This is a genomic window from Parapedobacter pyrenivorans (genome assembly GCF_014636865.1).
Classification (GTDB): domain Bacteria; phylum Bacteroidota; class Bacteroidia; order Sphingobacteriales; family Sphingobacteriaceae; genus Parapedobacter; species Parapedobacter pyrenivorans.
Genome location: NZ_BMER01000007.1, coordinates 61,395 through 82,149 on the forward strand (window position 1 = coordinate 61,395; position 20,755 = coordinate 82,149).

Annotated in this window: 25 protein-coding genes; 15 read left to right on the plus strand and 10 right to left on the minus strand. The window is 47.8% G+C overall.

Features of this window, described 5'->3' with window-relative positions:
• Window positions 1-39 precede the first annotated feature (39 nt).
• Window positions 40-552 carry an RNA polymerase sigma factor gene (locus tag IEV98_RS23265; RefSeq protein WP_188508464.1) on the minus strand — a complete coding sequence of 171 codons (513 nt, stop codon included), beginning with the start codon at window positions 550-552 and terminating at the stop codon, window positions 40-42.
• 290 nt (window positions 553-842) lie between these two features.
• Between IEV98_RS23265 and IEV98_RS23270 the strand changes: the two genes are divergently transcribed.
• On the plus strand, window positions 843-1,355 hold the full coding sequence (locus IEV98_RS23270) for a YciE/YciF ferroxidase family protein (RefSeq protein ID WP_188508465.1): 513 nt from the start codon (window positions 843-845) through the stop codon (window positions 1,353-1,355).
• 61 nt (window positions 1,356-1,416) lie between these two features.
• Here the strand turns inward: IEV98_RS23270 and IEV98_RS23275 are convergent, their stop codons facing one another.
• The 3 genes from IEV98_RS23275 to IEV98_RS23285 all read right to left on the minus strand — a co-directional run bounded on the left by IEV98_RS23275 (window position 1,417) and on the right by IEV98_RS23285 (window position 4,470).
• Entirely contained in the window at window positions 1,417-1,932 is a 516-nt protein-coding gene (locus tag IEV98_RS23275; RefSeq protein WP_188508466.1) for an RNA polymerase sigma factor, read from the minus strand.
• Between the two features lie 248 nt (window positions 1,933-2,180).
• Complete coding sequence (locus IEV98_RS23280) at window positions 2,181-3,140, minus strand: YihY/virulence factor BrkB family protein (RefSeq protein WP_188508467.1); 960 nt, start codon at window positions 3,138-3,140, stop codon at window positions 2,181-2,183.
• 46 nt (window positions 3,141-3,186) lie between these two features.
• Window positions 3,187-4,470: a M23 family metallopeptidase gene (locus IEV98_RS23285; protein WP_188508468.1), complete on the minus strand. Its 1,284-nt coding sequence runs from the start codon at window positions 4,468-4,470 to the stop codon at window positions 3,187-3,189.
• Between the two features lie 84 nt (window positions 4,471-4,554).
• Here IEV98_RS23285 and IEV98_RS23290 point away from each other — a divergent pair, with 84 nt between their 5' ends.
• Entirely contained in the window at window positions 4,555-5,298 is a 744-nt protein-coding gene (locus tag IEV98_RS23290; protein ID WP_188508469.1) for an MBL fold metallo-hydrolase, read from the plus strand.
• A gap of 1 nt (window position 5,299) precedes the next feature.
• Here the strand turns inward: IEV98_RS23290 and IEV98_RS23295 are convergent, their stop codons facing one another.
• Entirely contained in the window at window positions 5,300-5,980 is a 681-nt protein-coding gene (locus tag IEV98_RS23295; protein WP_229738936.1) for a DUF421 domain-containing protein, read from the minus strand.
• 11 nt (window positions 5,981-5,991) lie between these two features.
• On the minus strand, window positions 5,992-6,942 hold the full coding sequence (locus tag IEV98_RS23300; protein ID WP_188508470.1) for a CvpA family protein: 951 nt from the start codon (window positions 6,940-6,942) through the stop codon (window positions 5,992-5,994).
• Between the two features lie 136 nt (window positions 6,943-7,078).
• Between IEV98_RS23300 and IEV98_RS23305 the strand changes: the two genes are divergently transcribed.
• From IEV98_RS23305 to IEV98_RS23330, 6 genes are all read left to right on the plus strand, one after another.
• Entirely contained in the window at window positions 7,079-8,233 is a 1,155-nt protein-coding gene (locus IEV98_RS23305) for a baeRF3 domain-containing protein (RefSeq protein WP_188508471.1), read from the plus strand.
• Window positions 8,234-8,250: 17 nt separating this feature from the next.
• Window positions 8,251-9,450 (plus strand): phospholipase D-like domain-containing protein, encoded by a 1,200-nt coding sequence (locus IEV98_RS23310; protein ID WP_188508472.1) that lies wholly within the window; start codon window positions 8,251-8,253, stop codon window positions 9,448-9,450.
• A 120-nt stretch (window positions 9,451-9,570) separates the two neighbouring features.
• A complete protein-coding gene (locus IEV98_RS23315) occupies window positions 9,571-10,032 on the plus strand; it encodes a PA2169 family four-helix-bundle protein (RefSeq protein WP_188508473.1) in 462 nt (153 codons plus the stop codon).
• A gap of 38 nt (window positions 10,033-10,070) precedes the next feature.
• Complete coding sequence (locus tag IEV98_RS23320; protein ID WP_188508474.1) at window positions 10,071-10,559, plus strand: hypothetical protein; 489 nt, start codon at window positions 10,071-10,073, stop codon at window positions 10,557-10,559.
• 25 nt (window positions 10,560-10,584) lie between these two features.
• Window positions 10,585-10,764, plus strand: coding sequence for a hypothetical protein (locus IEV98_RS23325; protein ID WP_188508475.1), 180 nt, complete (start codon window positions 10,585-10,587; stop codon window positions 10,762-10,764).
• A gap of 357 nt (window positions 10,765-11,121) precedes the next feature.
• The gene (locus tag IEV98_RS23330) at window positions 11,122-13,089 is read left to right on the plus strand and encodes a sensor histidine kinase (RefSeq protein ID WP_188508476.1); all 1,968 of its coding nucleotides are present in this window, start codon (window positions 11,122-11,124) and stop codon (window positions 13,087-13,089) included.
• 29 nt (window positions 13,090-13,118) lie between these two features.
• On the opposite strand, the gene IEV98_RS23335 is transcribed toward IEV98_RS23330, so the two are convergent.
• From IEV98_RS23335 to IEV98_RS23345, 3 genes are all read right to left on the minus strand, one after another.
• Window positions 13,119-13,373: a hypothetical protein gene (locus tag IEV98_RS23335; protein ID WP_188508477.1), complete on the minus strand. Its 255-nt coding sequence runs from the start codon at window positions 13,371-13,373 to the stop codon at window positions 13,119-13,121.
• A 16-nt stretch (window positions 13,374-13,389) separates the two neighbouring features.
• Window positions 13,390-14,037, minus strand: coding sequence for a LuxR C-terminal-related transcriptional regulator (locus IEV98_RS23340; RefSeq protein WP_188508478.1), 648 nt, complete (start codon window positions 14,035-14,037; stop codon window positions 13,390-13,392).
• Between the two features lie 200 nt (window positions 14,038-14,237).
• Window positions 14,238-14,540, minus strand: coding sequence for a hypothetical protein (locus IEV98_RS23345; protein ID WP_229738937.1), 303 nt, complete (start codon window positions 14,538-14,540; stop codon window positions 14,238-14,240).
• A gap of 216 nt (window positions 14,541-14,756) precedes the next feature.
• On the opposite strand from IEV98_RS23345, the gene IEV98_RS23350 reads away from it, so the two are divergent.
• The 4 genes from IEV98_RS23350 (at window position 14,757) to IEV98_RS23365 (ending at window position 17,628) form a co-directional block, all read left to right on the plus strand.
• Window positions 14,757-15,524 carry a mechanosensitive ion channel family protein gene (locus IEV98_RS23350; protein WP_188508480.1) on the plus strand — a complete coding sequence of 256 codons (768 nt, stop codon included), beginning with the start codon at window positions 14,757-14,759 and terminating at the stop codon, window positions 15,522-15,524.
• Window positions 15,525-15,693: 169 nt separating this feature from the next.
• Window positions 15,694-16,332, plus strand: a complete 639-nt coding sequence (locus tag IEV98_RS23355; protein WP_188508481.1) for a hypothetical protein — start codon at window positions 15,694-15,696, stop codon at window positions 16,330-16,332.
• A gap of 25 nt (window positions 16,333-16,357) precedes the next feature.
• Window positions 16,358-16,969, plus strand: a complete 612-nt coding sequence (locus tag IEV98_RS23360) for a hypothetical protein (protein WP_188508482.1) — start codon at window positions 16,358-16,360, stop codon at window positions 16,967-16,969.
• A 62-nt stretch (window positions 16,970-17,031) separates the two neighbouring features.
• Window positions 17,032-17,628, plus strand: coding sequence for a DUF4142 domain-containing protein (locus IEV98_RS23365; protein ID WP_188508483.1), 597 nt, complete (start codon window positions 17,032-17,034; stop codon window positions 17,626-17,628).
• A 78-nt stretch (window positions 17,629-17,706) separates the two neighbouring features.
• Here the strand turns inward: IEV98_RS23365 and IEV98_RS23370 are convergent, their stop codons facing one another.
• The gene (locus tag IEV98_RS23370; RefSeq protein ID WP_188508484.1) at window positions 17,707-18,945 is read right to left on the minus strand and encodes a glycosyltransferase family 4 protein; all 1,239 of its coding nucleotides are present in this window, start codon (window positions 18,943-18,945) and stop codon (window positions 17,707-17,709) included.
• A gap of 190 nt (window positions 18,946-19,135) precedes the next feature.
• On the opposite strand from IEV98_RS23370, the gene IEV98_RS23375 reads away from it, so the two are divergent.
• From IEV98_RS23375 to IEV98_RS23385, 3 genes are all read left to right on the plus strand, one after another.
• Window positions 19,136-19,699 (plus strand): RNA polymerase sigma factor, encoded by a 564-nt coding sequence (locus tag IEV98_RS23375; RefSeq protein ID WP_188508485.1) that lies wholly within the window; start codon window positions 19,136-19,138, stop codon window positions 19,697-19,699.
• A complete protein-coding gene (locus IEV98_RS23380) occupies window positions 19,680-19,949 on the plus strand; it encodes a hypothetical protein (RefSeq protein WP_188508486.1) in 270 nt (89 codons plus the stop codon). Before IEV98_RS23375 ends, IEV98_RS23380 begins: the two co-directional genes overlap by 20 nt.
• A gap of 108 nt (window positions 19,950-20,057) precedes the next feature.
• Window positions 20,058-20,747: an ATP-dependent Clp protease proteolytic subunit gene (locus tag IEV98_RS23385; RefSeq protein ID WP_188508487.1), complete on the plus strand. Its 690-nt coding sequence runs from the start codon at window positions 20,058-20,060 to the stop codon at window positions 20,745-20,747.
• Window positions 20,748-20,755: the final 8 nt, after the last annotated feature.

Consider the following 20,755-nt stretch of genomic DNA (forward strand, 5'->3'; position numbering starts at 1 on the left):
TGTCCATAAGAAATGCCGCTCCTGTACTAACGGGGAGCATTAGCTGCCCTTCGCATATGTTTTGAGTTTTTTCTTCAGTTGTTGTCGCGCAACGTGGATTCGGGTCTTCACCGTGCCAATCGGAATCTGAAAATGATGGGCAATCTCATGGTATTTGTAACCCTCGTAATACATGGTGAACGGCTCGTAATATTCGGCGGAAAGTTTGGAGAGTGCATGCTCGATGTCATTCATCACAAATTTACCTTCGGCACCGTTCCGGAATGAACTCTGATACAGGTCGGCTGACGAAATCGAATCGGTCTTGATGATGAGGGCGTTTGTTTTGACCTGCTTCCGATAATAGTTGATGAACGTATTCTTTAATATCGTATAAAGCCATGCCTGTAAATTGGTGCCCGCCCTGAACTTGTTGTAGTAAGAAAAGGCCTTGACCATGGTATCTTGGACTAAATCATAGGCATTTTCATTATCCCGCGTGAAATGGAATGCATAATTGTTCAAAGAAGCTACTTCTTGTACAACCTTGTTACTAAATTCAACTCTGTTCATAAATAACGATTAAGTGATGGCGCAATAACGTTTTAAAGTTACATAATTTTTATTCTTAAATGCGATGTGCATTAGCTAAGCATATCTGGTGTAAGGACGACAAAAGAGGTGGAAAATTGTTTTAATTATTTTAAAAAAGTGTAATAGGCACGATCATACCAGGCACGATGTGGTTACCGCATCATTGCACGTAAGCGGGGTGCGGGGTATTATGGAATTCTTCAAACAAAACCTTATGGGTCAATGTTGACTTTTGAACAAGTAATTAAATATATATAAAGGAGGAACTAATGGCAAGGAAAAATCAGAATGGCGAAATGCCTAATGCCCATCTTCATGAACTGTTTCTGGATGAGCTGAAAGACATTCTCGGTGCGGAACGGCAATTACTCAAAGGGTTAAAAAAGATGGCGACCGCTGCCAAAAGCGACACCCTGAAATCGGCGTTTGAAATGCACCATTCCGAGACGGAAGAGCACATCAATCGGCTCGCAACCGTGTTTGAGTCGATGGGAATGGCAGCGCGTGGTAAGAAATGCAAAGCGATGGAAGGACTGCTGAGCGAAGCGGACGAAATCATGGAAAGTTTTGAGGGCGACCCGGCATTGGATGCTGCATTGATTGCGGCAGCCCAAAAAGTCGAGCATTATGAAATTGCGTCCTATGGCTGCTTGGTTACCTACGCTGAACTCATGGGGCATAACGAAGCAAAGGAGACACTTGGCGCCACATTGAATGAGGAGAAGGACACCGATGTGAAGTTGACGGAAATTGCGTTGACTGAGGCGAACGTTTCAGCCTAAATAGAAGAAGCCCGGCCTAGGCCGGGCTTCTTCTATTTGTTTAAACAGGCGGTGGAAATCACTAATTTGCTATATTCGAATAGGTCTTCAATTTTTTCTTCAATTGCTGGCGGGCCACATGAATCCGGGTTTTGACCGTTCCGATCGGAATGTGGAAATGGTCGGCAATTTCATGATACTTGTATCCTTCGTAATACATGGTAAACGGTGAATAATACTCTTCGGGCAGTTTAGTCAATGCGCGCTCGATGTCGTCCATCACAAATTTGCCTTCAGCGGCGTTGCGCAACGAACTCTTAAATAAATCCGAAGAAGAAATGGTGTCGGATTTAACAATAATGGAATTGGTCTTGGCTTTTCTCCTGTAGTAGTTGATAAACGTATTCTTTAATATCGTATAAAGCCAGGCCTGAAGATTTGTACCCTCTTTGAATTTGTTGTGGTAGGAAAATGCTTTTAATACGGTGTCTTGTACCAGATCATTGGCGTTCTCTTCATCGCGTGTAAAATAAAACGCATAACCGTTTAATGAATTGACTTCTTTTACAACCCGGGTATTAAACTCGATCTTATTCATAATCCACAGAATTAATCGTTTACATGCTCCATAGTGACGTTACTGTCTCTTCGATTTAATGACGGACTGTTGTTTTATATCTGGATCGTTTAATAATTAGGGTACCTGTTTCGTTGAGGTGCTAACAAAGGGGCGTCTTTTTTGTTTGAATTATTTTAAAATTAAATCCTATCCTCCATTATCAATCGTATAATAACAACGCTTATAGGCGATTATTATGCGCTAACCTGCTATTTGTAACTGATTTATTACTTTTTGGCAGGTGGGATATATTTCAATTCCTTTTCGGTTTCGCGCTCTTCGACATGTACGGCAAACTCTGCAGGGGCGATCCGCGACCCCTTGAATTCCGCGTACGCCCGGGTAAATGAAGCCCCCATGTAGAGAATTGCTGCTGTATAGTAAATCCATAGCAATAGAATGATAATGGAACCTGCTGCGCCATATGTCGACTCCTGGCCGGTGGTTTGAATATAAAAGCCGATGACAAACCGGCCCAACATGAACAATATCGCCGTGAAAAACGCACCTGCACGGACATCTTTCCAACGGATGCGTACATCGGGAAGAAATTTAAAAATGACGCCGAATAGTGCGCTGATGACCGCAAAGTTGATAACCGCATCGAGCGCAACGGATAAATAGACGGCGAGGTCTGATAGCATTCTTTTTACCAAGTCCATAAAGATCATTAACAGGCCATTGATGATTAACGATACAATCAATAGGAATCCCAGCGATAAGATAAGCGACGAGGAAAGCAGGCGGTCTGTGATCAACTTTACCCATCCGCGCTTTGGCTTTGGTTTGATTTCCCATATCCTGTTGATGGAATGCTGCATGTCGCCAAAGACGGTGGTAGCACCGATCAGCAGCGTGCCAATACCGATCAGGAGCGCGAGCGTGTTGTCTTCCTGAAGTCGGACATTCTTGAGCATTGTTTGGATCTGTGCAGCGGCGCTATTGCCCACCAATCCGTTAATTTCTTCAAATACTTTTCCTTCGGCCGCCTCCTGGCCGAAGAACAGTGCCGCTAACGAGATGGTAAGCACAAGCAATGGTGCCAGAGAGAAGACCGTATAATACGCTAACGACGCGCTGAATTTAAGCCCGCGTACATCCATAAAAATGGTGAATGTATTTTTCAGGATGGTAAACCAACGGGAAAAAAAGCCTTTTGATTTTATGTTTTTAGTGTTTTCCATCATTGTTCCAACAGTTAGCTGCGTGGTTTGTTGGCATTTTTTGCTGTCGTCAGCGAAGTATCCAGCCGCGCAGGGGCTGCTCCACCATCAGGAAATCCTTGTACTCAGCAGTGACGTTGGTGCGCTGGCCGCTTTCCAGTTCGGTGATTCGGGCGGCCATTGTATCCGGCTGGGCATATACGATACGCGGTTTGGTGAGTTGCATGGAGCGTAAATCGGTTAATGCGACCAGTTGCCGGGGCTTTAGTACGTGCCTGCTATCGTCTGGGAGGACCACGCGATAACCGCTGGCGGTTGCAGCCTCCACACGCACCGGGATATGGCGTGATGCGTCGGCAAGGAGCGGCTGTACAGTACGCAACGTGTCGCCGATCCGGTTTACATTTGCCGAAATGTCCGGCGGTACCGATTTGCCGGGGCGGACAAACGGCATCGGATCGACGGCTCCGCCGATTCCGTAGATTCCGAAATGAAGATGTGGTGGCGTGGTGCGCGCATTGCCGGTGTTGCCCATGAGGCCCAATGTATCACCGATGACTACCTGCTGGCCGGGAGCCACCAGCTGGCTATCGAGGTGGGCATAATATAAGTTGATATCGCGGCCTTTGGGCCGTAGCCACACCACTTTTCCGCCCAACCGGTTATCTCCTACACGTCCAACTGTGCCATCTGCCGCGGCAACAACCGGCGTGCCGTGCGCGGCAAAAATATCAATCCCTTCGTGTTTGCGCCCTCCGCCGTCACGCGCATCTCCGAATACACTTCCGATATGCTGCTTGGCGGCCGATGCCACCGGGTTGGCAAGCGATGGGTCTCCGGTGAGCCGGAGCACGAATGAAACTTCGGCTAGCAGCTCAGGCTGTATGCGAAGTATGTAGTGCCCATCTTTCCGGAAATCCCAGGTAAGGGCTGTGGTCCCTGTATCGGCAGAGGCCACGTGCTTGTATGCGGCAGCGGTATCTAATGGTGCCTCAAAGAGGTCGATGAACAATGCCACGGTATCTATACTTTGGGTGGTGACTTCGACCTGAAGCCGCTCACCTTGCCGCGCCGGAAAAATATAACCGATAGCGGTAGGTTGGTCGGGGGGCATATATGCCGTCTCCTGATGCGGAATACGGATAGCCGTTGGGTCGGAAAGGCTTCGAACGGCGGCTTCCTGCCATTGCCGGTAGAGGGCAGTACGCTCAATGCCGGCGTTATCGAGTTGCTTTGAATACCGTTGGTGTGGATACTGGCCTTTGAACAGTGTGCGGGTGAATTGGTCACTGCACGCGACAAACAGACTTATTATCGCGAGTGCGCACGGCATGCCATATAAATGCTTCTTCATATGCTTAGTGACAAGTATATCGGTTCATTTGTTTGTTTATCCAACAATTCAAGGCCTGAATTGTATGTTTTTACGGACAACTTAATGATGATGGAAAACACCACAGTAACTTTTGTCGGTTGCGGCGATGCCTTCGCAACAGGCAAGCGACTACATACTTGTTTATACCTTAACGCACCGCATTCGGGCTTGCTGATAGACTGTGGGGCAACCGCTTACTACGGATTGAAGACGCATGGCATCAATATTCGGGATATTGATACGATCGTGATTTCCCATTTTCACGGCGACCACTATGGCGGAATTCCCTTTTTGCTATTGGAGGAAGCTGTACAGCAACGGCAGCAACCATTGACAATCATCAGTCCGCCAACGGGGCATGAGCGGATAGCCCAGCTCCTTGATCAGCTCTATCCGGGCAGCGACGTATTGGGTAAACTTAATATCCTATTTAAGACCTATATTCCGGGCAGCATGCTAGCGGCGGACCATTTCGAGATTATGGCCTTTCCGGTAGCACATGCTGCGGAAGCCTTGCCCCATGGGCTTCGGATAGCGGTTGGCGGTAAGGTAATCAGCTTTTCGGGCGATACGGAGTGGACACCAATATTAATCGAATTGGCACGGGATGCGGATCTATTCATCTGTGAGTGCAATTTTTTTGATTCGGAAGTGGAAGGCCATATGAATTACAAGGCGTTGCAGGCATACGATGACCAGCTTGATTACAGGCATATGATTTTAACGCATCTGGGTCCGGAAATGCTGCGGAATCTTAACCGCATAACGCATCAATGTGCGGAGGACGGACTGGAGATCGTGCTCTAAATCAGTTGATCCGCTTGGTATCGATGGCCTTTACCCATTCGTGGTGCTGACAGCGCTTGCATTCGTGACGACCGGTCTGCAATCGATGCACGGTACCGCAATAAATACAGGCATATAGATCTTCGTCCGTAATGACCGCTGTGTTTTTATTATATGCCTTTGGAAGAATCGGCAAGCCGTGCTTTACTTCTTCGTTGGGGAAGAAAAAGACACTGATACTACCATCTGTTTCCAGGATAGCAACTCTTACCTGGCCAAGATGCTCCACGCCCTTTTCACGCAGTTCGGCAAAAAATTCATATTTGGAGAGACTATCCTTGCTATCATCCTTAACCGTTATTACGCTATCTTCTACGATGTACATCGGCCGGCCTTCCAACGCCTTTTCAATCCGCTCATTTTTTGTGGTCAACCACGTAATGCCACGGTACAAGCCGATGGCTGTAAAGCAAACGATCACCGCCGTAAGAATGCCGACATCCTCATAGAACATGGAATCGCCCACAGCAGACCCCAAGCCTATGATAATCGCTAATTCAAAAATGGAAAGCTGGCGAATACCCCGCTTGCCGGATAGCCGAAGGACAACCAGAATCACCGTAAACATGACTGCGGTGCGAAAGATGATCTCCAGGACGTATAGCCCATCGAGTTCATCCAATACTATTTTTTCCCAATCCAATGTATTTGTTTTTAGTTGCGAAATAATTGGGTGACCATCAATCCATGGACACCGCCATCCAGTACACCGATACCCACCCTTCCGAATGCCGGACGGAGGATGTTTGCCCGATGCCCCGGCGAATTCATTAAGCCCTCGTGGGCCAAAGGAAGTGTCTGGGCGATTGCCAGATTTTCTCCCGCCGTGAAAAAGGTGATGCCAGCTTGGCGGATACGATCGAAAGGCGTACCCCCTTCTGGGGAAATGTGCGAGAAATAGCTTCTTGCAAACATATCCGCCGAGTGTCGCCGAGCCACAGGGGTCAGTTCCTGATCGTGCTTCAATGGAGGGAGATCGGCTTTCGCCCGTTCTTCGTTGACCAGCTGGAGCATCTCGCTTTCCAGTCCGGGCCGGGGGTCGGCGTGGGCAACAGCGAAGGGAAGGTCAACGCGTGCTGACGATTCCGGTGCAATCGTCATACGGTTGATTGAACGATTTACAGCCTCCAATGCGGGCGCGAAAGGCCGCTCAACCCGCTCCAATTCCATAGTGAGCCGTTGTGCAACCGCGCTTTCGCGTGTATGTGCAGTAACGGTATCGGATATCGGCAATAGCAGTAACAACGCGGCGGCAATGGCCGCATACAGCACGCCGACGACGGCACCGGGTACCACCCCCAAAAGTTTATTTAGCTGATTACGATGGATGCTGTGGGGAATGGCATAAATGACTTGGTTTGCCAGCAAGGACAACAGCGAGCCGACGAGCAGCAGCGTAATCAGGAACGACAAGGGGACCGCCCATACGTTGGCCATGATCGTAGCCGTTAAAAATTCCGCGATGTGACGATACAGCCAAAACGTGAGCAAAAGGCCCACCAACCAGGAAATCAGCCCAGCCACCCCCACGATGAAGCCCTTGGATATGCCGCTCCATATCGCGAATAAAATAATAAGGATGAGTATGATGTCGACTACGTTCATGGGGCTCCGATCAATAATACAATCCACGCTCGCGAATGTTTTAACGCGAAGAGTCAACAATTGACGGGGATGGCTGTTAGCGTTAATAGAAAGGCCGTGTGTGTAGCCGGCTTACTAACGCATAAAGAGATATATTATGGCAGCAATAACAGCAAAACAGCTGGATCGCATAGGGGGTGATCACAAACCGCCGGTTTTTTCGGTGTATATGCCAACCCATCGCAAACATCCCGACAATGCCCAGGATCCTGCTATTTTTAAGAAGCTGGTTCAGGAGTTTGAACCTGTGAGAAGCGAATATGTTGGCGACGAAGCCATTCAGGCCATATTCGCTAAGTTTGAAAAATTGGCCGACGATTTCCAATTCTGGCAGCATACAAGGGAAGGGCTCGCTGTTTTTGCAACACGGGAGTCGTTTGACGTATACCGGCTGACAAGACCAGTCAAACCGCTTGCGGTCGTAGCTGATAGCGCACATACCAAGCCGTTGCTGCAATACCTGCAAACCAGCGATAGATACCACCTGCTGGTTTTGTCGACCAATACGGCACAGCTTTATGAGGGCGATCGATACCAATTGGATGAAGTTGACCTATCCGAAGTGGATGTGCCCGAATCGATGATCGATGCCTTGGATCATGAACTGCGCGACTTGCACGCTACGCTGGCTGCCTATCGCACGGCTACCAATGAAGATTGGAATGCCCGCCAAAATCATGGATTAAAGAAAACCGATATTGATAACGATATTGAACAGTTTTTTAGAGCCGTGGACCGGGCTGTTACCGTAAACTATTCCATCCCTTCGCAGCTTCCGCTCATTCTAGCCGCATTGCCTGAGCATCATCACCTGTTTCGGCGTGTAAGCCGCAATAAAAAGCTGGTAACTGATGGCATAAAAACCAATGCAACAGGTTTGCCTAAGGACGAACTTCGGAAGCTGGCTTGGGAAATCATAGAACCGCACCACACTGCGCGGCTGAACGATATCATTCAGCAGTTTAGGCAGGCGGCCACGCACGGGGTGGGCGCTGATCAAATCGAAGCGATCGTCAAAGACGCCTATGACGGTAAGGTAGGCGTGTTACTGCTTGAAGCAGATCGCTTTGTCCCCGGGCGCATCGTTGGTCGAGATCATGTGGTATTCCATACCGAGAAAGCCGATCACCTCGTAGACGACGTACTGGATGACCTGGCAGAACTGGTGCTCCGTCAGGGTGGCGAGGTATGGATAATCCCGAGGGATAGGATGCCCGCCAGCACGGGGGTCGCGTCAATCAACAGGTATTAGGTGCTGGATCGAACCCCATGCCCCGTAGAAGAAAAGTCAACCGAAACGACTTTATCCCGAATCACAAAGTACGGTTACTTTTGGGAGGTAAGGCGTATTTTGATTTGCTTATTGAGTTGATCGAGCATGCGCAGGAGCATATTCATTTGCAGATTTACATTTATGAGGCAGACGCGACAGGTCAACTGATAGCGGATGCACTCATTGCAGCTTCGAAGCGCGGTGTTGCGGTGCACATATTGGTAGACGGGTATGGCTCGCAAGACTTGGATAAATCTTTTATTGCTCAATTCAAGGAAAATGGGATCCACTTCCGCGTTTTTGAGCCCTTGCTGCGGAGTAAGAAATTTTATGTTGGTCGTAGGATGCATCATAAGATAGTGGTCATCGATGCACGGTATGCAATAGTCACGGGTGCCAATATCGGTGACAAATACAACGACCTGCCCGGCCAATCTGCGTGGCTTGATTTTGCGCTATGTATAGAGGGGGAAATCGCAAACCGCCTATGTAGGGTTTGCTGGATGACATGGAAGAATTTTCAGCCACTTAGGCGCGTACCTGATAAATGGTGTACACCGACGCGTACGGTAGTTGATTTTGGATACGAGAACAGCTGTGGCGTGCGGATGCGTCGAAACGACTGGGTACGGCGTAAGTACGAGATTACCCGCACGTACAGAGAAATTTTCAGACAGGCCAACGACCAGGTAATCTTGGTTTCCAGTTATTTCCTGCCGGGCCGTACCGCAAGGAAATGTATTGAAACAGCGATCAGGCGGGGCGTGGTAGTGAAACTGGTTATTTGCAGCCGCATGGATGTGCCGCTAGTTAAGGACGCCGAGCGATTTATGTATGATTGGCTCCTGCAATTGGGTGTAGAAATCTACGAATATGCCGGAACCATGCTGCATGGTAAATTGGCTACTTGCGATGGACGCTGGATGACGATTGGCTCATTCAACGTCAATGATCTCAGCGCCCGCGTGAGTATTGAGCTAAACCTGGATGTAAAGGGCGATACGTTTGTACGGCGGACCATAAATAAATTAGAGCACGTTATGAAAAACCAATGCGTGCGTATAAAAAGCGAAGATTTCGAATCTCAAAACAGTCCCTTCAATCGAATGAAGCGTTGGGCATCATTCAGGATTTTACGGTTCATTTTCTTTCTGGGCACATTTTATATGAAACAGGAGAAGCGGGGACGCGATTGATGGAACGCCTATTCAAAATTTCTCAAACAATCATCGGGGTCGATTGTCAACACTGTAAGAATGGACGCCCGAGGATGGGATCCGAGTAGTCAACAATTATTTATTAAAAAAAGCATAATCATGGAAGATTTAAAAAAAACAGCAGAAGTATTGAATGACCTGATTAAGATAAACAACGACCGCATAGCCGGCTATGAAAAAGCAATTGCGGAACTGCCGGTTGCAGATGTAGACCTTAAAGCCCTGTTTAGTGGGTTGATTGAGCAGAGCACACAACTTAAATCAGAATTGCAACAACACATCAGCGGTTGGGAAGACCGTGCCGGTACGGAGACAACCACATCCGGAAAAATATACCGTGCGTGGATGGACATCAAACAAACATTTGCTACCAATGATCGCAAGGCGATTCTAGAAAGCTGCGAGTATGGGGAAGACGCGGCACAGAAAGCTTACCGCCAAGCGGAGCAGGCAGATGACATATCAATGTCGGCCAGAGCACTTATTTCCAATCAGAAAACGCAGTTATTAGCTTCTCACGATCAGATCAAGCAATTGAGAGATCGAGAAAAAATAGGATAACTTCTTGCTGTAAGTAGCAAATAATCAACATATCAGTTATGGAAAACCTAGCAATAACCATGGAATGCCTCCGCGATTTGGTGGCATTCCATACCGAGCGAATAAGCGGTTATGAGGCCATGCTCAACGGGCTGACACCGGATGAGCAATACTTAAGCACATTATTTAATGCCTTCATTAGGCAAAGCGCTAATATGAAAGGTGAATTACTCCAAATGGGGACGCTTTGGGGTCTGGATGAAGAACAGTTGCAGCATCCTGGCCGATATGGCTTTGCATGGGCAATGGTAAAGGCGGTCTTCAGCAGCAGAATGCCCAGCTACCCGTTGGATAAATGTAAGTCGGGTGAAAACGCCCTTTTAATCGCCTATCACAGTGTTGAAGGCACCCAGGGACTGCCGAATCCTGTCAGACTCTTGATTAACAGGCAGAAACGGGAGGTGATAGGAGCAAGGGATTGGATTGCACATTTTGCAACGCTCCCGGGCCAAACCGAACGCACGCAAGAGCTGGTGGCGGTCTCTTAATATTTCATATGGTTATATTATTCTCATGAATGTGAATCTGACATTGGAAGTGCTCAATGACCTGATCGAGATAAATGGGCTGCGAATATGGAATTATCAATTCATTTTTGAGCGACCAAACCGTGAAATTAGTGCAGAATTGTGTACACTATTTAGTCAGATGATCGACCAAGGGCAACATTTACAAAATGAATTGGAATTGTAGTTTGTGGAAATAGCCCAAGACCTTCCGCCCGGAGGCTGCTCGCCCGGCGTAATTCTCCGCGTGTGGGCGGTGGTCAAATCTGCTTTCCCACACGATGGCGCAATGCCGCTCAGCGAATTTCTTGACAAAGGCGAACGCGCAGTTCTTAAAGCCTACGATTATGCTGTTAAACTGCCTGATATCATAAAGACGTGCCGCGAAACCCGCCCGCCTACTTCCCCATAGTGGTTTGTACAAGCATTTGATGATTGGCAAAACAATCGTAATTTTGCTTTTCACCTCAGGAAGGGAGCACTTATCCTCAAGATCGCTATATGTTTATGGACGACGTGCCTGAGTGAAAAGATTAGCGATGAGATGGATAACCGTATTTTCGAAGAACTATTTTCGGCATCGCCAATAGCGAGCTATATCTGTGACCAAGAGGGCTATATTGTCGCATTTAACGACGCTGCGGCCGCGCTATGGGGGCGCAGACCTGAACTAGGTAAAGAGAAATGGTCGGGCGCATATGCTACGTACGGCCCTGACGGCCGCTCCATCGAATTGGAGGAGACGCCGATGGCTTTAACCGTACGGCGACAAGAAACGTCTAGCGGACAGGAACTGGTCTTTGAGCGCCCGGATGCTACGCGCCGGACCATCTTGGTATTCCCTAAAGTTATGCGAACGGATGCGGGTGAGATAAGGGGTGGTCACAACACGTTGGTAGACATCACCGCTTATAAGCAATTTGAGGAAAAGCAAGCCATACTTTCTGAAATTGTACAATCGTCCGAGGATGCCATCGTTAGCAAGGACTTAGATGGTATCATTAGGAGCTGGAACCGCGGCGCGGAGCGGATTTTCGGTTATGGCGAGGCGGAAATCATCGGTAAATCAATTTATACCCTGATACCGTCTTACTTAAAGACGGAAGAGGAATCAATTATCCGGGAAATCAAGGAGGGGCGGAAAGTAGACCATTATCAGACCATTCGGCTTACCAAGTCCGGAAAGGAAATACCGATTTCGCTTACCATATCGCCCATGCGGAACAAGTTGGGCCAAATCATTGGAGCTTCTAAAATCGCGCGCGATATTTCGGATAAAATACAACGTGAGCAAACCATCCAGTTTCATGCACAAAAACTGGAAACGCTACACGCGATTGGAAAGATCATATCCGAACAATTGGATACGCCCTCGATCATCCAAACGGTTATTGATTCCACTACGCACCTTGCGGATGCCGATGTCGGTATTTGTTTTTATCGGGTGTCCGACGAGCAGGGTCGGACTAGGTTATCTGTCGCGCTGGCGGCGACCCGGGAAGAGGCGGCCGATTACGATAACCTTCATTTGGAAGAAGGCGCAATCCATACGATTTTCGCAGGTGAAAACTCCATGAAATTCGAAAATGTATGTGAAGTCCCGCACATTCTTTCACTGTTCCGTACGCGGGATGGGTCTAAAGCACCAGAGATAAAACATTGCCTTGCGCTCCCCATCCGTTCTGCCGATAAATTATTGATCGGTGCCATGTTTTTCGGGTATACGCAACCTGAGGCCTTCATTGCGGCTGATGAAGATACAATGCGTAGTATCGTCTCATTGGTAGGGGTTACCTTGGATAATGCACGATTGTTTGAAGAGGTGAGTACATTAAACCAAAGGAAGAATGAGTTTATTGCGCTGGCCAGCCATGAATTGAAAACCCCCTTAACCACTACGAAGGGATATCTCCAGATCCTGGAGCGCTCCGAAATCGATCAAGTAGGCCGACGGTTTCTGACCAAGGCGCTGAAGCAATTGGAACGGATTAATTTACTGGTTGCAGAATTGTTGGATATTTCAAAAATCGAGGCGGGTAAGCTGAGTCTACATTTGGAGGCATTTGACATGAGTGAACTGGTGCTCGATGTTGTAGAAACATTTCACATCAGCAGCCGGACTCACACGATTTTCGTTGACAACATCCACGGCGATTACACCGTAGAGGCCGATCGGCAACGGATTGAACAGGTGATCATCAACTTGATTACCAATGCAATCAAGTATTCGCCCGAGGCAAATCGCGTACATATTTCTCTTGAATCGTCCCCTTTTGAAGTAGGCGTACAAATAATCGATGAAGGAATGGGAATGAGCCGCGACCAACAGCAAAAAGTATTTACCCGATTTTATCAGGTAGAAGGAACCTCAAAGATGGCCGGTTTGGGTTTAGGCTTGTATTTGAGTAAGGAAATCGTGCAACGCCATGGCGGCCATATCGGCTTGAATAGCGAATTAGGAAAAGGATCTACGTTCTATTTTTCTATCCCTAGAAATCCCCCTGCAGATTAGCCGTGATTTAATCAGCGCCCCCGCAACGATTATCTGGTTGATGCCAGATGGTCGGCAATTGCTTCACCCACTTGTTGGATGGAATGGACAGACAAATCTCCCCACAGCTGAACCCATTCGCCCGAAGCCTCCTGCCGCAACTGGCTAATGGATGAGCCGTCTAGGAAACAATGATAAATGGGCACGCCATCCGTGGTCTGTTCCGGCCGGACAACCAGTTGCTTTCGCAGTGACCCTGTTCCTGCTCCCAAGGTGACTTCAAAAATTCCTTCTGAGGTTTTCATTTCCGTTCTAGTTATATCAGTTTAACACACCTTGCTGGAGTGCCATCCGGATAACGGTGCCAATATCCGGTGCTCCGGTCTTTTGAAGTAAGTTTTCACGATATTTCAAGATCGTACGTTTGTTGGTAAAGAGCTGGTAAGCAATTTCCTGATTAGAATAGCCTTCCAAGATAAGTTTGAGGATTTGCTCTTCCCGCTCCGAAAACTCTACAGTCTCTCCCTTTCTTCCGACATCCATGGCGGCGATAGACTCCAGCACCTTTAGGTATAAGGCCGTACAGATGTAAGTATTGCCGGCAAGGATGTGCTTGATTGCGAAGATAAGCTCATCTTTGTTGGCCTCATTGACAATATAGCCATCTGCTCCCGACTTCATTAAGCTCAGGATATCTTCGTCATATTCGATTCCCGATAAAACCAACACCTTTATAAGCGGAGCGATTTCCTTTAACATCGGAAGATACCGTTGGTTATCGGCAAGGAAAAGGTGGTCAACTACCAATAGATTAGTTGAAGGCTGTATTGAAAGCGTAGGCACGATGTCTTCCCACGTAGAGATTGTTTCTGCAAAAGTAAAATCGGGCTCTTGCTCCAAAAGTGCGATAATACCGTCACGGGAAAGGGATGGGGGAGACGCCCAAATAATTTTTGCTGGATTTTCCATAGTCTTGCTTTTCGATTTCAAATGGCTACTCTTTTAACCGTTGAATTGTAGAGAATACGTTTCAACCATTGGAAAAGTTTTGCTTTTTTTGAAATACTTTCCTTTTATGGACATTCCGTGCTGTTTTTAGTACAGCTCGTATAGCAGACTGAACCTCCCGACTACGCGAGGATTTTAGTAAATGTGGCTGGATACCAGGCTTAACGTTGCAATTTGCCGCTGGCGGATCGGTCTTTAATCAAAAAGAATGTTAACGCAGTAAGAAACAGACATTGGATAGCAGCATCCAATAGGTAAATACGGTTAATAACCTGACTTGCAACATACGTAATATCCATGACAAGGAAACTCACCGAGGTAGCATAACCGAGAACGAGGGGCAAGCGTTGCTTACGCAAGCTAGCTACCAGGTAAGTTAATCCGATCGAAGCAGACAAAAGCCCTACCATCTCAACCAACCAAGTATCCTGCTTGGGCCCGGTAGCGGTAATGAAGCTTGCCATATTAAGTACAGGCCATATGCCAGTAACGACAAAGTATGCTCCCTGAAACAGAAAGATAGTTGCCAGTGCTTTATTTTGGGCGCGGTTAGCCATCAGTAATCCTTTCCGATAGTAAACGCATAGACAATGCCATGTTTGATCAGGGGTCTGTATTTTCCTCGGTAGCGTAAGGTAGGTAAGCTTTTTGCAACATACCATGTGAAATATCGATTATTTATGGAATTCGAGAATTTTTATGAGCGTTTGGAGAGTTGGCTTGTCCATCAGGCACCGCGCGTGCTATTGGGTATCCTTATCCTTATCGCAGGAATGTGGCTGATCCGACTTTTGGTACGTTGGATCAAGCGAAAAATCGACCAAAAGGATTGGGATCCCACCTTGGAAGTGTTTATCTCCAATCTGATTGTAATGGCGCTACGCGTACTGCTTATCCTATTGGTGATTCAGGTAATGGGTTTGCAGATGACCCTATTTGCCGCACTGGTAGGTGCATTTGGAGTGGCGGCCGGTTTGGCATTGTCGGGTACGTTGCAGAATTTCGCCAGTGGCGTGCTCATTTTGATGCTCAAACCTTTTCGGGTAGGCGATCAGATCCTTACGCAGGGACACGAGGGGGAAGTAGTTTCCATTCAGCTGTTCTATACCGTGCTCCTTACCCGCGACTACCGGACGGTGATTGTTCCTAATAGTAAGCTATCGAACGAAGTGATTGTTAATATGAGCCAAGCGGGCAAACGCCGGCTCGATATCGAGTTAAAGGTAAAATATGAGGTAGATTTTGAGCATGCGAAAAAAGTGCTTACCGATGCACTCCAGCGGTCGGGCGACTTGCTGGTCAGTAGGGACTACCTCATTGGCATCAGCCTGTTGGAACCAGACGGTTACCGGATTTCGGTTTCGGTATGGGTTGATGAGGGAGGTTATCCCGATACACGTTTGAGCGTGCAGGAAAAACTCCTGGATGCCATCAAACTGCTTTATTGAAGTGTGCGGTTTTGCAAACACCTATACTACTATAGGAAACAGCGGTGTCTACAATAGTTGAGGGACGACAGCTAAATACAGGGGAAAACAGCTGATTGCCTTGGATTGGGCCAAAATTAAATGACTGGCGTAATATGTGAAGTTGATTAAGGGATTAAAAAGGTAAATCATGATACGAAATACGAAAAACCCACCGATCATCCCTTTGGATGATGGAAGTACCGATGAAAGTAGGGAGCCCACAGGAGAAGACCTCAAGTTTAACGAAAACGAAAACAGCTTTGAGCTTGATGTCGAGAGTGAGGATGACGAATATCAGCATCCTGAGCCCTATGATACCGCTGCACCAAACGGCGAAGATGATAACTCAACCTATGATGAGGAAAACCCCTACACACCCAACGAGTATCGCGATAAGGAAAGTGAATTGAAGGGTGAGCTCGAAGAGCTCGATGGGACGGTTGAAAACGATAACTTAATCCTTAATGAAAGAGACGAGCGATTGGCAGAAACTCCTGAGGATGGACGTGGGGACCTGGACGAAGAAGGCTATCCACGGCGCGATGACGCCGGTGGCGACGACAACCCCATTTTAGTAGGTCCGGATGAAGACGATGAACCAATGGAAGACGACCCATCGGAAGTGGAAGTACCGCCGTATGAAGACCCGAGGCGAGCCGATGATGAGCCCGTTGGGGATGACCCTGATCGCCCGATTCTGCCAGAAGAAGTGCCGCCTGTAGACGAACGTGACCCCTTGGGCGACAAGCAGATCCAATCAGACGACCCGACAGAGACTACAGGTTAATTTGGCTTAAGTAAAAAACACGGCAATGAATAGCAAAACAGCTGCATCACCCTCAATACCCCCGCAACATACGGGCAAGCAGGTTGATCTAGAATCACGGATTATGTTGCCTGATGAGGAGAGCGCCAAAAGCTTCCTTCAGTTGGCGAGGGGTCGGTTATTAGATGTCAATAACTGGTACGCAACGGCAGAGATACCTGCGGCTTCCTTTGTACTTGCGGATGAGCACGGTGGCGAAGCCATTAGATCCGTAGCCGCCAAAGGGGATAAAATAAGGATCGATATTCCAGGGCCTGGACCTGCTTCAGGCGATGGCTATGATTGGGTTGTTGTAACCGACATCACAGAATTGGCTGATCAGTTGTATTCGATTACACTTCAGCCAACGACTAATCCCTTGAAATTGAACGATGATACTGCTCATTTTTTTAAGGATGTAGCGAGTTCGACATTGGTCGTAGAGCGAAAAGGAAAAGAAATTATTGCGCGGTATCATGGAAGGAATGAAACGGTAAACACTGAAACGGATTCTACGATCGACAACGTAAGAAATGCATTGGTAGGCGTGGGTGCGAAACTTGGGCTTTCCTATCCGCAATGGAAAAGTTTAGTGGAAGGTTTGGTGAAGCGGCCGTGAATGAAATTGGATAATGAAATTGGATATCATAGATTAATTCAGCAAACTTAAATTGAAACATTATGAAAGCGTTACATTTTTTTACAGTAGTAGCCGCCTCGGCAGCGTTTGCCGTGGCCTGTAATAACCCGCGGACTGCCGACAACAGTGTCGATCAGGCACAGGATGTAAACGATACCACGGCAATGACCAACGAGGATGATGCCGACTTCGCCGTTAAAGCGGCAGATGCTGGCCTAGCCGAAGTTGAATTGGGTAAATTGGCACTAGAGAAGGCTACCGATCAGCGGATAAAGGATTTTGCGAAGAAGATGGTCGATGATCACCAGCGGGCCAATGATGAGTTAATGACTATCGCCACTCGCCATAACATTACCTTACCTCCGGTGATCAGTGAGGAACATGTCAATAAGCAAAGAAAACTTATGGAAAAGTCAGGCAGTGAATTCGATCAGGAGTATATCGACTTGATGGTAAAGGACCATGATAAAGTAGTGTCGATGTTTGAGGACGCGTCGGATGATGCGCAAAATGCAGATTTAAAAGCGTATGCCGCAAAAACTCTTCCGGCCTTGAAGATGCATCATGAAGAAGCTCTGGCGCTCCGGGATTCAATAAACCCAACGGATACGACTACAATTCAGCGAATTATGCCCTAGGGTTATCACATTGTCTATACAGCAAAAAAGCCCGCGGACGGATGTTTGCGGGCTTTTTTTGTATATAGGGATGTCATATTACTTCAATTCAAGTGTATTCCACGTCATCGTACGGCTAAGGGATGACTTGACCTGCATGAGGGTGCTTTCAGAAAGCAACGGGGCTTCTTCTTCTTTGACATGGTTTTTGAATAGCTGTCCATATTGCTTGCCGATTTTTGGCCAACGGAGCGAGCACCCATACTTAAAGGCATTCTGCTTAAGTTTTTTCCATTCCGTAGGGTTATCCAACAGCCTGTTAATAACGACCGAAAGCTGTTGGTGATCGTTAAAGTCAAATAGCATTCCACGGTTGTTCTTCAGCAGCTCAACGGCATGCCAGTAAGGCGTAGAGACGACAGCCGCTCCAGCACCCACCGCATAGGATAACGTGCCGCTGGTGATCTGTGCTTCGTTCGGATATGGGGTGACATAAATATCACATGCCGATAGGTAATTATGGAGTTCTTTTTCGCTAACGAAGTTTGAGATGAAAACCAGATGATCTTCCACGCCGAGTTGCTGGGCGAGCCGTATCAGGCTTTCCCGGTAGCTCTCGCCGGAGTTTTTAAAAATACCCGGATGGGTTTTTCCTAAGATGACATATCGTGTATCGGGATGTTTTGCACAGATTTCCGGCAGCGCTTGTATGGTGGTTTCCAGCCCCTTGCTAGGGCCGAGCAAACCGAAAGTCAGCAATGTTTTGCCTTTGGGAAGACCAAGCCGTTGTTTGGTGAGTTCAGCATCGGGCTTTTCGAAATCGGGTACGCCATGTGGAATACATTGCACACGGCTTGTGGGGATTCGGTAGATGTCACGTAACATCCGAACTGCTTTTCGACTCATTACCACTACTTTGGCGGCTTTGTCGGCCAGTTTTTTGGTGATGGAAAACTGTTCTGGGTTTGGCGAGAGAAGTACAGTATGGAAGATAATCGTGTAAGGAACCTGCAATGCGCGGACCAAAGCGAGCAAATGCATACCATTTGAACCGCCGTAGATGCCAAACTCATGCTGGATGCAGCACATCTCCACACCGCTGCTATTAATGAACGACGCCGCAGAAAGGTAATCCGAAACACGCTCTTGGCTGATGACGAATTTTACGCGATCGTCATAATCGTATTGGTACTTGTCTTCCGAATCATTGAGCGCTACGATAAAACTCCCTGAGCTGGAAAACGGAATGTAGTGGTCTACTGCTTGAATTAAATTTTCGTTGAATGTGGCCAATCCGCATTTGCGCGGCTGGCAGGTGGATATATATGCAATTCTCATTTAACTATGTGTATTAATCGTAACGCAAAGTAGGTCGCGGTCTATCTTCCTCCAACCGTAGATGCTAACAGTGGAATCAGGATTATTGTTTTGCCCGGAACGGGGACCGATGGCGGAATGTGAAAAATATACGATAAATTTGGGTGATATCGCCCTCGGAAATGGCACATATCTAAAAAACGACAATGTTATGACGATGAATACAGACCACCGACCCGACCTGCTGTCGCTATACCAACGGATGTTTCCGGCGGTGGCGCGCCATGTGGCCAAATGGGGCGGCACCGTGGAGGAGGCGAAAGATATTTTCCATGATGCCTTGATTGTCTACTACGAAAAGGCCACGCTTGGAACGATGGTACACTGCCGTAACAACGAGGCCTACGTATTCGGCGTAGCACGGCATCTCTGGATAAAGCGGTATGCCCAAAACCAGCGTCATGCCTCGCTCGATCAACTGATGGCCGGGTACGAAGTGACGGATATCGGTTTGGATTGGCAAAGTGATGGTGCGGAGGAAGAAATGACCGCGACTACCGGCAAACAAATTATGCAGGTATTGCGCGCTGCCGGTCAAAAATGTATGGAACTGCTCACTGCTTTTTACTATGAAAAGTTGGATATGCAGACTTTGGCGGACCGCTTTGGGTTTTCGGGTACACGTTCCGCGACCGTCCAGAAGTTTAAATGCCTGCAAAAGGTAAAAAAGGTTGTCAAAGAAAAATCATTACAGTATGAAGACTTCGTTGGATAGCATGCAGGCAATGGAAGCTTGTTTGTTGGGGCAGGCATCTAGTGAACAGCGTTTGCTTTTCGAGGCCAACATGCTGTTGGACCCGATGCTTCGTAAGGATGTCCATTGGCAACGACAGACCTATCGTATCATCCGTGAGTACGGTCGCGAGCGGCTGCGGAGTGAGTTGGAACAAGTACATCAGACGCTATTCACAGCTTCGCAACATCGTAAGTTCCGTAATAAGATACTGGCTTTTTTCCGAACGTAACCACTGATTTCCTGTTCAAAAGTAACGAATGACATGCCCTTATCGCGGGTGTGCAAGGATGGCTGTGTGTAGTTTTTAGTAATCATTAACATTGAAATTATTAAGCGTATGAATATCAACAGTAATGAATTCCGGCAATATGCTGTGAAAAATCACGGCATCAATGGCATGTATGTAGACCAGTATGCATCTTGGATACCGAGTTATGCAGTGCCCACCGCCATGACACCTTACATCACCGAAGAGCGGCAGCTCAACGTGGCCCAGATGGATGTTTTTTCGCGTCTCATGGTAGATCGTATCATTTTTCTCGGAGAGCCGGTAGACGACCGTGTGGCCAACATTATCCAAGCCCAGTTGCTGTTCCTTCAATCGGCCGACCGGAAGAAAGACATCCAGTTGTACATCAACTCGCCGGGCGGCTCGGTATACGCCGGACTGGGTATCTATGACACGATGCAGTACATCGGGCCAGACGTAGCGACCATATGTACAGGAATTGCCTTGTCGATGGCGGCGGTATTGCTGTGCGCTGGTGCCAAGGGAAAGCGAGCAGCATTACCCCACGCGCGCGTGATGATCCACCAAACCTCAGGCGGTATGCAGGGTACGGCGGCCGATATGGACATCAGCATCCGGCAGACGCTGAAGATCCAGGAGGAGCTTTACCGGATCATTGCTGTCCATAGCGGGCAGGACATTGGGTTAGTAGATAAACTGTCTGACCGCGACCATTGGATGACCGCTCCGGAGGCCAAGGAATTCGGTATGGTGGATGAGGTGTTAGGGGGGGAGTAAGGCTTCGA